Annotated in this window: 15 protein-coding genes; 10 read left to right on the top strand and 5 right to left on the bottom strand. The window is 70.1% G+C overall.

Going from position 1 to position 13,131, the window contains the following annotated elements:
• Positions 1 to 23: 23 nt before the first annotated feature.
• The 5 genes from CA982_RS05485 to CA982_RS05505 are packed head-to-tail and all read right to left on the bottom strand — an operon-like array spanning position 24 to position 4,957.
• Entirely contained in the window at positions 24 to 638 is a 615-nt protein-coding gene (locus tag CA982_RS05485) for an ATP-binding cassette domain-containing protein (RefSeq protein WP_086534324.1), read from the bottom strand.
• Positions 635 to 1,399 (bottom strand): ATP-binding cassette domain-containing protein, encoded by a 765-nt coding sequence (locus tag CA982_RS05490; protein ID WP_086534365.1) that lies wholly within the window; start codon positions 1,397 to 1,399, stop codon positions 635 to 637. The genes CA982_RS05485 and CA982_RS05490 overlap by 4 nt, the downstream gene beginning before the upstream one ends.
• Positions 1,396 to 2,265, bottom strand: coding sequence for an ABC transporter permease (locus tag CA982_RS05495; protein ID WP_086534325.1), 870 nt, complete (start codon positions 2,263 to 2,265; stop codon positions 1,396 to 1,398). The genes CA982_RS05490 and CA982_RS05495 overlap by 4 nt, the downstream gene beginning before the upstream one ends.
• Positions 2,262 to 3,344, bottom strand: coding sequence for an ABC transporter permease (locus tag CA982_RS05500; RefSeq protein ID WP_086534366.1), 1,083 nt, complete (start codon positions 3,342 to 3,344; stop codon positions 2,262 to 2,264). The genes CA982_RS05495 and CA982_RS05500 overlap by 4 nt, the downstream gene beginning before the upstream one ends.
• The gene (locus tag CA982_RS05505) at positions 3,326 to 4,957 is read right to left on the bottom strand and encodes an ABC transporter substrate-binding protein (protein ID WP_086534326.1); all 1,632 of its coding nucleotides are present in this window, start codon (positions 4,955 to 4,957) and stop codon (positions 3,326 to 3,328) included. The genes CA982_RS05500 and CA982_RS05505 overlap by 19 nt, the downstream gene beginning before the upstream one ends.
• Before the next feature lie 94 nt (positions 4,958 to 5,051).
• On the opposite strand from CA982_RS05505, the gene CA982_RS05510 reads away from it, so the two are divergent.
• The 10 genes from CA982_RS05510 to CA982_RS05555 all read left to right on the top strand — a co-directional run bounded on the left by CA982_RS05510 (position 5,052) and on the right by CA982_RS05555 (position 13,084).
• The gene (locus tag CA982_RS05510) at positions 5,052 to 5,384 is read left to right on the top strand and encodes an ArsR/SmtB family transcription factor (protein WP_086534327.1); all 333 of its coding nucleotides are present in this window, start codon (positions 5,052 to 5,054) and stop codon (positions 5,382 to 5,384) included.
• Positions 5,385 to 5,406: 22 nt separating this feature from the next.
• Positions 5,407 to 6,264, top strand: coding sequence for an alpha/beta fold hydrolase (locus tag CA982_RS05515; protein ID WP_086534328.1), 858 nt, complete (start codon positions 5,407 to 5,409; stop codon positions 6,262 to 6,264).
• A gap of 18 nt (positions 6,265 to 6,282) precedes the next feature.
• On the top strand, positions 6,283 to 6,822 hold the full coding sequence (locus CA982_RS05520) for a MarR family winged helix-turn-helix transcriptional regulator (protein WP_086534329.1): 540 nt from the start codon (positions 6,283 to 6,285) through the stop codon (positions 6,820 to 6,822).
• Between the two features lie 210 nt (positions 6,823 to 7,032).
• Positions 7,033 to 8,553 carry an aldehyde dehydrogenase gene (locus tag CA982_RS05525; RefSeq protein ID WP_086534330.1) on the top strand — a complete coding sequence of 507 codons (1,521 nt, stop codon included), beginning with the start codon at positions 7,033 to 7,035 and terminating at the stop codon, positions 8,551 to 8,553.
• 47 nt (positions 8,554 to 8,600) lie between these two features.
• The gene (locus tag CA982_RS05530) at positions 8,601 to 8,975 is read left to right on the top strand and encodes a RidA family protein (RefSeq protein ID WP_086534331.1); all 375 of its coding nucleotides are present in this window, start codon (positions 8,601 to 8,603) and stop codon (positions 8,973 to 8,975) included.
• A gap of 59 nt (positions 8,976 to 9,034) precedes the next feature.
• Positions 9,035 to 9,553: a cupin domain-containing protein gene (locus tag CA982_RS05535; protein WP_086534332.1), complete on the top strand. Its 519-nt coding sequence runs from the start codon at positions 9,035 to 9,037 to the stop codon at positions 9,551 to 9,553.
• Between the two features lie 38 nt (positions 9,554 to 9,591).
• Positions 9,592 to 10,545 (top strand): PDR/VanB family oxidoreductase, encoded by a 954-nt coding sequence (locus CA982_RS05540; protein WP_208617885.1) that lies wholly within the window; start codon positions 9,592 to 9,594, stop codon positions 10,543 to 10,545.
• A gap of 9 nt (positions 10,546 to 10,554) precedes the next feature.
• Positions 10,555 to 11,553: a VOC family protein gene (locus CA982_RS05545; RefSeq protein ID WP_086534334.1), complete on the top strand. Its 999-nt coding sequence runs from the start codon at positions 10,555 to 10,557 to the stop codon at positions 11,551 to 11,553.
• A complete protein-coding gene (locus CA982_RS05550) occupies positions 11,550 to 12,344 on the top strand; it encodes an alpha/beta fold hydrolase (RefSeq protein WP_086534335.1) in 795 nt (264 codons plus the stop codon). The genes CA982_RS05545 and CA982_RS05550 overlap by 4 nt, the downstream gene beginning before the upstream one ends.
• Positions 12,341 to 13,084, top strand: a complete 744-nt coding sequence (locus tag CA982_RS05555) for an SDR family oxidoreductase (RefSeq protein WP_086534336.1) — start codon at positions 12,341 to 12,343, stop codon at positions 13,082 to 13,084. Before CA982_RS05550 ends, CA982_RS05555 begins: the two co-directional genes overlap by 4 nt.
• The last annotated feature ends 47 nt before the right edge of the window (positions 13,085 to 13,131 follow it).

Below are 13,131 nucleotides of genomic sequence, written 5' to 3' on the forward strand. Positions count from 1 at the left end.
AGCCACTCGGCGACAGACGACCGTCAGCGCCGGTCGAGGTCGATGACGCCCCGGCTCCGCGACTGCACGAGTCGCCGGTCGTGGCTCACCAGCACGAGTCCCGCCCCGTCGGCGACGAGGTCGTCGAGCAGCGACGCCACGGCCCGGGACGCGACCGGGTTCAGCATCGCCGTCGGTTCGTCGCACAGCACGACCCGCGGCTGCTGCACCACGACCCTGCCGAGGCACGCTCGCTGGAGTTGGCCGTCGCTCACCTGCGACGGATAGCGGTCCAGGAGGACCGGGTCGAGTCCGACGCGCAGCGCGGCACGCTCGACGTCACAGTCGCGTCTCGCGATCGACGCGGGTTCGGCGACGATCCGGCGCAGCGTCCACCGCGGGTTGGCGACCAGCCGCGGGTGCTGGGCGAGAAGGGCGACGTCGCCGGGACGCCGCCCGTCCGGCCACGCAATGTGTCCGGCCGTCGGCGCGGCGAGCCCCGCGAGGATGCGCAACAGCGTCGTCTTGCCGCTCCCGGACCGCCCGACCACACCCGTCACCGTCCCGGGGCCGACGCCGACGTCGAGGCCCTCGAACAGCGCGGTGTCGCCGAAGCGGGCCGTCAGGCCGGTACCGACGAGGAGGTCGTCCGCGGTCACGGCACCCTCTCGAAGAAACCGGCGACATAGGCGTCGTCGGAGGCGGCGATCTCGTCGAGCCGACGGTGGTCGACGATCCGTCCCGCGCGCATGACGGCCACCGAATCGCACCCGCGCCGCATCGTCTCGACGTCGTGCGTGATCACGAGCACCGCTGCGCCGGTGCTCGCGGCTTCGGCGAGGAGCTCCCAGATGTCGGCCGAGAGTTCGGCGTCGAGCGCCGAAGTGGGCTCGTCGGCGACGATGGTGTCCGGATCACCGGCCAGGGCCGCGGCGATCGCGGCTCGCTGCGCCATCCCACCGGACAGCTCGTGCGGAAACAACCGGAGCGCGGCGGGGTCGAGGTGCACGCGCCGGCACAGCTCGACGGCATCCCGTGATCCGCCGAGGGTGCCGATCACCTCGTCGAGCTGGGCGCCGACACTGCGTACGGGCGTGAACGAGGTCGACGCCGACTGGGGCACCGCGCCGATGCGGCGCCCGCGGAGTCCTCGCCACCGGCGGTCCGCGCCGACGAGTTCGCCATCGGTGAAGGCCTCGTCGCCGACCCGCAGCCGCCCGCTCGGCGCAGAGCCCGGCGGGAGCAGACCGGTCAGTACCGACGCGACCATCGACTTGCCGCAGCCGGACTCACCCACCAGCGCGGTCACCGTTCCGGCGGGCAACGGCAGCGTCACGTCGTCGAGTACGCGGGTCGTCGACGGGGTCCAGCGGTTCCGCGTCATGATGTCCACCGTCACCCCGTCGAGCCCGGCGCTCATCGCCACACCTCACCGGCGGGTGGCACCGTGGTGCGCCGCAGTGATGACGCCGCGGCCGCGCACGCGAGCGCGGTGATCACGAGGGCGACGCCGGGCACCACCAGCGTCCACCACGCACCGGTGAGGATGTCTCCCCTCGCCTGCCCGAGCAGCGTGCCGAGACTCGCGGCATCCGGGGAGAGCCCGACACCCAGGAACGACAGCGTCGTCTCGTGCCAGACCGCGTGCGGCAGTAATACGGTCATCGCCACCATCACCTGCCCGCTCGCCGCGGGCAACAGATGACGGACGGCGACGAAGGTGCGGGACGCACCGGCCAGGCGGGCGGATTCGACCCACCCCGACGACGTCGCCTCGAGCAGTTCGGCGCGCACCACCCGCGCGACGGACGGCCAATGGGTCAGCGCTATCGACGCGATGATCGCGACCGGCTCACCGCGCCACATCGCGGCGATGACGACTCCGACGACCAGGTGGGGCAACGCGTTGACGCCGTCGACGACGCGCATGACCACCGCGTCGAACCACCCGCCGATCGTCACGGCACCGACACCGACACCGACGCCGAGGGCAGTCGCCAGAACCGCGCACGCTGCGGCGATCAGCAGCGAGATCCGCAGTCCCTCGGCGGTTCTGACACCGAGGTCGTAGCCCGAGTGATCGGTCCCGAGAGCCGCTCCGGAACCCGGGGGCAGCAGGGAACGAGCGAAATCTGCGGTCTGGTCGCCGACCACCGCGGGCCACCCGACCGCCGTGACGACCAGGACCGTCAGCACCACCCATGGCGCGATGAGAACCGCGCGGTGGCCGATCGTTTCCCGACGGCTCGCCCGAGGCACACTCGTCGCGGCGCCGATGGCCGTCATGCGGTCAGTCCGATCCGCGGATCGATCCACACGGCCGCCGCGTCGGACAGCGCCGACCCGAGGAGGACGAGCACGGCGGAACCGACCGCGAGCGCGGCCAGCAACGAGAAATCGAGCGCCACAGCCGAATCCACGAGCGCCTCGGCGAGACCGGGCCACCCGAAGACGGTCTCGACGATGGCGGCGCCGGCGATGAGTTCGGGCAGTCGGGTACCGAGGAGCGCGAGGGTGGGCAGCACCGACACCGGAACCACGTGCCCGCGCAGCAGCGCCCACCCGTCGACCCCGCGGCCGCGCGCGGCCCGCACCGGGTCCGAGCCGGTGGCCTCGACGACGGCGGCTCGCATGGTCAGCAGCAACCACGGGACCATCGACACCGTCAGAGCCAGGTACGGCAACACTGCGTGGGTGAGCAGACCCGCGAGGGAGTAGTCGTCGCCGGGGCGTCGGGCACCGGAGGTCGGGAACCACCCCAGCGCGACCGCGAAGATGCTGACCAGCACCAGCGACACCACGAACGGCGGGGTCGCGGCCAGCATGGCCGCCAGCGCCGTGCACGCCCGATCCAACAGCCCGCCCCGCCGCATACCGATGACGGCACCACCGACGACGGCGATCAGCGCGGCCGAGATCAGCGCGGCCGCCGACATCCCGAGAGTGAACGGAAGCCGTTGTGCGATCACCTCTCCCACCGCCTGCCCCTGGGTCGACGACCAGCCCAGGTCACCGTGGAGGAGCGCGCCCCACCAGTGCCACCAGGCGCTCAGCCAGTGCTGGTCCACGTCATAGGCGGCCGCGGTCGCCGCCCGCTGGGCGGGGGTCGCCGACTGATAGTTGTCGCCGAGATGAGCGGTGAGCGGATCGAAGGGTGACGCGGCGGCGACGGCGAAGATCCCCAGGGACACCATGATCGTCGTCGGGATCAACACGAGGATGCGCCGGAGCAGCAACCGCCCGGCCCGGTGAGTGCGCGAGTGGCGCCGCCGTGCGCGCTCACGTGGCGGTCGACGTCCGGCGGTCCCGTCACCGGGCGCCGACCGCACCGACGAGGCGAGTGAGGTCATGAGGCCGGTTGCCACGACGGCATGTTCCACCACGGACCCCAGGTGACGCCGTGCGAGTGCGGCTCGAGGATGGGTGCGTCGTGCCGCCCGCCATCGCCGCGGGAGGCATAGGTGTGATGGAGGAAGGCCAGGAAGACGTACGTCGGCGCAGCCGCGTAGACCTGCTGGATGCGTCGGTACCGCTGGTCGTTCGCCGGCCCGGGGGCGCTCGCACGCGCCTCGTCGAGCAGGGCGTCGAGCCCGGGGGCGGTGAGGTCGCCCGGGTTGGAGTACGGCGACGAGTCCGGAACCCGCGTGTGCAGGGTGTCATAGACCTGCGAGTCGATACTGTACGGCGTCGCGCCGCCGCCGAGAAGCACCGCTGCCGTGGTCAATTCGGAATCGATGTCGTCCCAGCTCGTTCCGCGGGTGAGCACCTCGACGCCGATCCGTTTCATCGCCGCGGCGAACGCCACCGCCAGATCACGGCGGAGAGTGTCCTGGGCGTTGTAGAGGAGGGCGAACGATGCCCGGTCGGCCCCCCGGGCCCGGACACCGTCGGCCGCCTGCCGCCACCCGGCCGCGTCGAGTGTCGCCCGCGCACGATCGGCGTCGAAGCCGAACTGCACTCCCTCGTCGTAGACGTTCGTCCCGTACACCGAGGCGATCGGCGTGCTGGCGGGTTCGCCGTCGCCGGTGAGCACGTCGTCGACGACGGCCTGCCGATCGACCCCCATGTTCATGGCGAGGCGAGCAGCCGGGTCGGCCGTGAACGGGTTCGCGCTCGGCAGCGAGATGCCGCGCCAGTCGGCGGATTTCACCGACACCACATCGATCCCGGCACGACCTTCGAGGCTCTCGGCGAGCCTCGGCGGCAGGTTCGCGCCGTCGATCTCACCGGCGGCGATCCGTTGTGCGCGCGTGTTGTCGTCGGGGACGTGGGTGTAGACGATGCGTTGCACGGCCGGCCGTCTGCCCCAGTAGTCCTCGCGCGCAACGAGAACCGCCTGGTCAGGATCGAGCGACCCGAGCCGGTAGGCCCCGGTACCGACCGGCTCGGTGTTCAGCGCCCACTCCGCGGCCGGCGCATCCTCCACACGCTCGGCGGGCACGACACCCACGAGCAGGTACGGCGAGGGGTCGGCGTCGGTCTTCATCCGGACCGTCACCGCCCCGGGCCCGTCGGCCTCGACCGCGACGATCGGCGCGAAGTCGGTCGAGATCTGCGACGCGACGCGTGGATCGACGACGGCCCGGTAGGTCGCGACGACGTCGGCGGCATCGAAGGCGGTGCCGTCGGAGAACGTGACACCACTCTTGAGCGGCACCCGCCAGGTTCGCGGCGCGACGCGCTCGGGGCGGGATGCGGCGAGCGCCGGGACGAGGTCGGGAACGCGGTCGTCGCCGTCGGCGGCCGGGGTGAGGAGGCCGTCGTAGATGGGTGACACGCCGAGCTGCGCGTAGCCCATCATCGGGTTGAGGTCACCGAGGTCCTGTCCCTCTCCGAGCACGATCTGATCGGTCAGCGGGGCGCGCTCCGACGTCGAGCAGCCGGCGACCGCGACCGTCACGACCAGGAGGGCCGCACCGGCCGTGGCGAGTCCGCGAACGGTCGATGACAATCGACCCACACCTGTGTACACAGACATATGTTCTCCCAGACACACATTTGCCGCCACCGGAGGCCGTGGTGAACGATGGGCGCCAGACCGTCAGTGCCGCCGTGACGACGAGGAGGAGCCGGTGACCGATTTCGATGCGGACTCGTGGGCCGCACGGTTCATGCTGCTCAGCGACCCGAACCGGCTCCGACTCGTCGCCGAGATGCATGCCAACCCCGGCTCGACGGTCGCCGAACTCGCCACCCGGATCGGGATCACCGAGAACGCCGCCTCCCAGTCGATCCGCAAGCTGCGCGATCAGGGGTGGGTCCGGTCGGAGAAGGCCGGCCGCATGGTCCACTACGAGGTCGTCGGCGACGCGATCGTGCATCGCATCCTGCACGACATCATCGGGGTCGGGCACCTCACCTCCGCAGATCGGGCGGATCACGCCCACCCGGTGACAACGGATTAGAACACGTTCTAGTCTGGTCGACGTGGATGTCACCTTCGATGCGACCAAACGGGAACTGACGACCGACCAGGGCACGCTGCGCTATCACGAGGCCGGCGACGCCGACGCGCCGCCGCTGATCCTGTTGCACGGATCCGGCCCCGGCGTGACCGGTTGGCGTAACTACCGAGGGAACCTCGGACATTTCGCCCGGACCCACCGCTGTTTCGTGATCGAGTTCCCCGGCTTCGGCGTGAGCGACGCGGTCGAGGGCCACCCGGTGCTGACCGCGGGCAGTTCGGTCATCCGGTTCATGGACGCGCTCGGCATCGACAAGGCCGCGATGATCGGCAACTCGATGGGTGGCGTGGTCGGCGTCAACCTGGCGATCAAGAAGCCCGAGCGGGTCGAGAAGCTCGTGACCATCGGCGGCGTCGGCCCGAATGTGTTCAGCCCCAGCCCCAGTGAGGGTCTGCGCCTGCTGCAGGAGTTCACCGACGCCCCCGACAAGGACAAACTGGTCCGCTGGCTCACGTCGATGGTCTTCGACCGCTCGCTGGTCACCGAGGAGCTCATCGCCGAGCGCTGGGCGGCGGCCATCAATCCCGACGCGCAGAAGACGGCGCAGATGATGTACGGCTCAGCGGCATTCGAGATGCAGCAGCAGTTCATGGCCGCGTCCGACAATCCGCCCTACTGGGCGTCGATGCACAAGGTCGCATGCCCGACGCTGTTGACCTGGGGCCGCGACGATCGCGTCAGCCCGCCGGACATGTCGATGATCCCGATGCGACTGATCCCCGACGCCGAGCTGCACATCTTCCCGAAGTGCGGGCACTGGGTGATGATCGAGGCAAAGGCCGCCTTCGAGGCGACGGTGGGAGCCTTCCTCGCACGATGATCCACTAACCTCGCCAGCATGGATGGTGTCGACGTCATCGTGTCCCATTGGGCCGTCGCCCGGCCCGAGCTCGACGTCTCGGCGCTCAAGGTGTTCGGCCGGCTCCACCGCAGCTTCCTCGTCTACAAGGCGCGTATCGCGTCGACCTTCGACGAGCACAACATCACCGACTCCGGCTTCGACGTTCTCGCCTGTCTGCGCCGCGCCGTCCCCGACCATCGCCTGACCGCGGGCGAACTCGCCGAACAGACGCTCGTCACCACCGGCGGCCTGTCCCTGCGCGTCAAACGGCTCGAGGACGCCGGCTTCGTGACCCGAACCCGCGACCGTTCAGATGCGCGCGTGGTCTACGTCGAACTCACCCCCGAGGGCGCGGCGCTCGTCGACCGCATCGCCGACGAGCACTTCGCGAAGCTCCGCGTCATGCTCGCCGAACTCTCCGAGGACGAGGCCGCCCAACTCGCCCAGCTGTTGGGCACGCTCGAACACTCCGCGCGATTCGCGGTCCTGGGGGACGGTCTCGACCCCGGCGAAACGGACCCGATCGCCGCTGTCTGACGCCGCCGCGAAACTTTTTCCGCGTCGTTCGTGATGGCCAACACACCGTCTGTGACCTGCGTCTCTTCCATTTCGTAGGCGTAAATCCCGTGTAACAAGCCCCTGATGTGGGCTTCTTCGAGGTTGACCTCTTAGCGCTAAGGCTTTACAACTGTCTTAGCGCAAAGATATTTGGCTCGGCCCTCGGCCACCTCCTCTGAACGGATTCACATGCCCCTCGTGACGAGTACCTCCACCCATCCCGGGATCGACTCCCGCGATCTCGACGACCGCATCTACGTCGGCGGGCACTGGGAGGTCGGCGCCGGAGATCTGATCGAGTCCGTGAACCCGGCCACCGGCCAGGTCTTCGCGACACTGCACGGGGCCACCCCGGCCGACGTCGACACCGCCGTTCGCGCCGGACTGCGCGCGGCGGACGACAGCGGCTGGGCCGGTGCACTCCCCCACGAGCGCGCCGCTGTTCTCCATCGGATCGGTGACGGGATCGACGCCGCGCGGGAGCGCATCGCGCGCCTGCAGACCCTCGACACCGGCAAGACCCTCGCCGAGACAACAGCTCTCGCCGCGAGCGCAGCCAACACCTTCCGCTACATGGCGGCTGCGGCAGAGACCTCCGACGGCGCACTCACAACGCCGCGCGGCCCGTGGCTCACGATGTCGACGCATCGTCCGATGGGTGTCATCGGCGCCATCACGCCGTGGAACTCTCCGATCGCCTCCGACGCCCAGAAGCTGGCGCCCGCGCTGGCCGCGGGCAACGCGGTGGTCAGCAAACCGCCGGTCTGGGCACCCTGGGTGACCCTGCTGCTGGCCCGCATCTGCGAGGAGGCCGGCCTGCCGCGTGGTGTCCTGTCCGTCCTCCCCGGACCGGGCCGGACCGTCGGCGAGGCGCTCGTCCGCCACCCCGACGTCGCGAAGGTCACCTTCACCGGCGGGACGAGCACCGGGCGCCACCTCGGCCGGATCGCGGCCGACAAACTCATGCCGATCACCCTGGAACTGGGCGGCAAATCCCCGACCATCGTCTTCGCCGACGCCGATCTCGAGCGCGCCGCCCAGGGCGTGCTGTACGGCATCTTCTCGTCGACTGGCCAGAGCTGCATCGCCGGTTCGCGAGTGTTTGTGCAGCGCAGTGTGTTCGAGGCCTTCACGAGCGATCTGGTGCGACGCGCCGACCGGTTGCGGATGGGACCCGGCACCGACCCCGACACCGATGTCGCGCCGATGATCTCGGCCGCACATCGCGACTCGGTGGCCGACACCGTCGCCCGGGCGGTGGCCGACGGCGCCGAAGTACGGTGCGGCGGCACGATTCCCGTCGACGGAGCGCTGGCAAACGGTTGGTACTACCCGCCGACGGTGCTCACCGGGGTCGCCAACACCGACCGGATCAGCCAGGAGGAGATCTTCGGGCCGGTCGCGGTGATCATCCCGTTCGACGGCGAGGCCGACGTCGTGGCCCAGGCCAACGACACCGTCTACGGGCTGGCCTGCGGCGTGTGGACCGAGGACTACCGCCGCGCGCTGCGGGTGGGCGATGCGATCGATGCCGGAACGGTCTGGGTGAACACGTACAAGCAGTTCTCGATCTCGACGCCGTTCACCGGCCTCCGCGACAGCGGGCTCGGCACCGAGAAGGGCCGTGCGGCGATCCGTCAGTACTCCGACCAGAAGAGCATCTACCTCGACCGCAGCGACGAGCCGATCGCGTGGGGTCGCCACCCGTGACCGATCGGACCGTTCACGCGCCCACTTCGATGAAAGGAACCACATCCATGACCACAACCGACTCCGCCACAAGCGAGCAGGGCGCCGCGCACCCCTACAGTCCCGCGTACGCCGTCGCCGGCTTCGGCTTCGTCTCCGGCGCACTGTCCGTGGACGAGGAGGGCGTGGCCGTGTCGGGCGTCGACGCCGCGCTCGACGCGGCGATGGCCCGCCTCGGCGAGCGCCTTGCCACGATCGACATGACCTTGGCCGACGTCGTCAAGACCACCTACTTCGTCACCGACGTCTCCCTGCGCGACGCCGCGAACCGTCACTACGAGACCGTCTTCGACGCACCGCGCCCGGCCCGGTCGTTCGTCGAGGTGGCCGCGCTGCCCTACGGCGCGACCGTCGAGATCGAGGCGATCGCCCACGCGTCCTGACCCCCCGGACGACTTCCGTACTCCCAACCCCACCCGCAACGCCGAGAGGAATCACCACCATGACCGCACCAGCGAAGACCACCGCCGACCTCGAGCAACAGATCGACTCCTGCATCGCCAGCCGCGAGACCCGGCACGAGGACTGGGACACACTGGGTTTCCAGGCCGCCGCCGGCGGTGACCGCTTCAAGCGCGCCCAGATCCGCTACATCGGTTCGGGTGCCACCGGCAACCACGAGAACGACAGCCGTACCCTGCCGTCGGACCACTTCACCTTCTCCAACATGCGCCTGCCCGCCGGCGCCGTCGGACCCGAGCACACCCACCACGACGTCGAAGAGGTGTTCTTCGTCCTCGAAGGCGAGCTCGAGGTCGCCGTCCACGATGTGGCGGACGGCACCAAGAAGGCGGTCCGTCGCCTCGGCTACCGCGACCTCATCCGCGTCCCCGCCGGCGTCCCCCGCAGCCTCGCCAACGTCGGCGACACCGACGCGCTGTTCTGCGTGATCATCGGCGCCGAGAAGCCGCAGCTGCCCACCTACCCCCCGAGCTCGGAGATGTTCGGCGTCACTCGCTGAACCTCCGCCCGCCCGACCGAACCCGAGAGGTGTCCACCATGTCCGCAGACACGGCGAGAGTCCTTCGCGTGCACCAGAAGACCTGGGAGGCCGACGGTGTCACGAGCATCACCCTCGTGGACCCGTCCGGTGCCGAACTCCCGGGCTGGGAACCGGGGTCGCATGTCGCGCTTCGTCTGCCGGACGGACTCGTTCGGGAGTACTCCCTGTGCTCGGCGCCGGAGGACTCGTCACGGTGGACCGTGGCCGTCCTCCGGGCCGAGAAGTCCCGGGGCGGAAGCAGCTACGTGCACGATCGGCTGTCCATCGGTGCCGAGATCGAGGTCGACGGTCCCCGCAACGCCTTCTCGATCGACTCAGATGCCGCGCACCACATCCTGATCGCCGGCGGCGTCGGCATCACCCCCATCGTCGCGATGATGCGTCGGCTGGAGTCCGAGGGCCGCTCGTGGCACATGCTCTACGCGGGTCGCTCGCGACCGTCGATGGCCTTCGTCGACGAGGTGTCCGCGCACTCGGCATCGGCCATCGTCCACGCCGACGACGAGCGCGGCGGGCTGCCCGATCTGCGAGCCCTGTTCGCGGGCGCGCCTGCCGGGTCGGTGGCGTACTGCTGCGGGCCGGCCGCCCTCCTCGACGCCGTCGCCGAGGTCCTGCCCCCGGAGATCCCCCTGCGCAGCGAACGTTTCGCCGCGCCGGTCGTCCAGGTGGACTCCGACGGCGACACGGCCTTCGACGTCGTCCTCGACCGGACCGGACAACGGATTCCGGTACCCGCCGACGTCTCCGTACTCGACGCGCTCGCCGACGCCGGGGTGGATGTCCCCAGCTCCTGCACCGAAGGCATCTGCGGCACCTGTGAGGTCGGGGTCGTCAAGGGCGACCTCGACCACCGCGACTTCGTCCTCACCGAAACCGAACACGCGAGCGGCCACACGATGCTCCCGTGCGTCTCCCGTTGCCGCTCAGCCGAACTCGTACTCGACCTCTAGGGGAATCCCGTGCTCTACTCCCAGCTTCCCGTTCTCACCGACCAGCCGGTGTGCCGTCTGCGCAGCCTGCGGTCGGTCACGCTGAGCGTGCCCGATCCCCTGGCCTCGCGGGATTTCTATCACGAGGTGTGGGGGTTGAGCACGGTCGACGAGGACGGTGATCGGTTCTGGCTCCGCGCCACGGGCACCGAACACCACGTCCTGGACCTCTGCCGCGGCGACTCGAACGCCCTGGGCGGCTTCAGCTTCGCGCTCGGAACACCGCGGGAGGTCGACGACGCCGCCCGCGCACTCGAACGGATCGGGGTGCCGCTCCTCCGCGAACCCGGGCCGCTCGGCGACGCCGGCGGCGGTTACGGTCTGGCACTCGTCGACCCGGAGGGGCGCACTGTCGAACTGTCGGCGGACGTCCACGCCGTGTCGTCGCAGGAGCCGGCGGGGCGTCGTGCCATTCCGCGCAAGATCGCCCACGTCGTGCTGAACACCACCGACATCGAGCGGATCACGGCGTTCTACACCCAGGTCCTGGGAATGCGGGTGTCGGACTGGTCAGAACGCCAGATGTCGTTCCTGCGATGCAATTCCGAACACCACGTGATCGCGCTGAACCAGGCGGCCTGGCCCGCGCTGAACCACGTCGCCTACGAGATGACCTCGATCGACCATTTCATGCGCGGCATCGGCAACCTGCGCTCCCACGGGATCTCGCCGCAGTGGGGGCCGGGCCGGCACGGCCCCGGCGACAACACCTTCTCCTACTTCACCGATCCGGCGGGTCTGGTCTGCGAGTACACCTCCGAGGTCGCACAGATCGACGAGGACGCCTGGCTGTGCCGAACCTGGCGCCGCACACCCGAACTGTCCGATCAGTGGGGAACCGCGGGCCCGCCGACGACCGCGGTCCGCTCGGCGATGGCGGGCATCCCCGACCACGGTGCGAGCTCCCTGGTGACACCGCGCGACCCCGACTACTTCATCGCCCTTCCCGAGCCGGTGGGTGCCGCATGACCACCGCCACAACGGTTCTCGACCGCATCCACGTCGAGGAGCACCCGGCCGTCCGCCGTGGTGACCACGACGTCGTACTTCTTCACGGCATCGGCGGACGCGCCTCATCGTGCGGGCCCCTCGCCACGCGACTGGCCGCCGCCGGACTGCACAGCTGGTGCCCGGACGCGCCCGGCTATGGACGATCTCTGGATCCCCACCCGGGTCTCGACCTGGTGGACGAGATCACAGAGCTGGTGGAGGCGGTCTCCCCTGACCGGCCGGTGGTTCTGCTCGGCACGTCGTGGGGCGGGGTGATCGCGATGTCCCTCGCACTACGACGCCCCGATCTCGTCGCGGCGCTCATCGTCGCCGACAGCACCCGGGGCTCGGGCACCTCACCGGAGCGGGCCGCCGCGATGCGCTCGCGCGCTGGCGTTCTCGCCACACGTGGTCCCGCCGCGGTGGCCGCCGAACGGGCCGCGGCCCTCACCGCCCCGGACGCCGACCCCTCGGTCACCGCCGAGGTCCGACGCACCATGTCCGCCGTACGTCTGCCCGGCTTCGCGGTCGCGGCGGAGTTCATGGCCACCACCGACCTCGACGCCGCCCTGTCGTCCATCGCCGCACCCACCCTCGTCCTCGTCGGCGAGCACGACACCATCACCGGAGTCGACGAGTCGCGCCTCCTGGCCGAACGCATCCCCGGTGCCGGCTTCCGGATCGTCCCCGACGCCGGGCATGTCGCCATCCAGGAGCACCCCGGTGCGGTCGCCGACCACGTCCTGGATTTCCTCGGGAACCTGCCGTGACCGCCGGGACGGTTGTCGTGACCGGTGGCGGGCGCGGTCTCGGCAGAGCCATCGCCGAACGGCTCGGCCGCGACGGCCACCGGCTCGTGATCGCCGAACGGGACCCCGAGACCGCCGGTCGCGCGGAAGCCGCACTTCGCGAAAGCGGCCACGACGCGCTGGCGTTCGTCACCGACATCGCCGACGTCGACTCCGTCCGTGCCCTCGCACATCGCCTCGATGCCGATGGTGATCAGGTCGTGGGGCTGGTCAACAACGCCGCCATCGCCGACGGTGTCGGCGGTGCGACGTTCTTCGAGCTGGCCGACGACGAGTTCGGCCGGCTCACCGACGTCAATGTCCGCGGCACCTGGTCGGTCACGAAGTACCTGTGGCCGTTGCTGTCCCGATCACGCGGCGCCGTGGTGAACATCGCCTCCGACGTCGCCATGTACGGGTCGCCGCGGCTGGTGCACTATGTGTCGTCCAAGGCCGCGGTCATCGGGATGACGCGCTCGATGGCCCGCGACGCCGGCCCACACGGTGTCCGCGTCAATGCCGTTGCGCCCGGACTGATCCGGGTCGAGGCCACCGAAGGTGTCCCCGATGATCGATATCGGACCTACGCCGCCGGACGCGCACTCGACCGCGAACAGACCCCGCAGGACGTCGCCGGGGTGGTCCGCTTCCTGTTGTCCGAAGACGCCGCCTTCGTCACCGGTCAGACCATCGTCGTCGACGGCGGATTCATCTTCCGCTGAGCGACGCAACCACCGCACTCGTCAGCCCCTACCGCCCAGCCCCCTAC

The organism is Gordonia lacunae (genome assembly GCF_002149015.1).
Classification (GTDB): domain Bacteria; phylum Actinomycetota; class Actinomycetes; order Mycobacteriales; family Mycobacteriaceae; genus Gordonia; species Gordonia lacunae.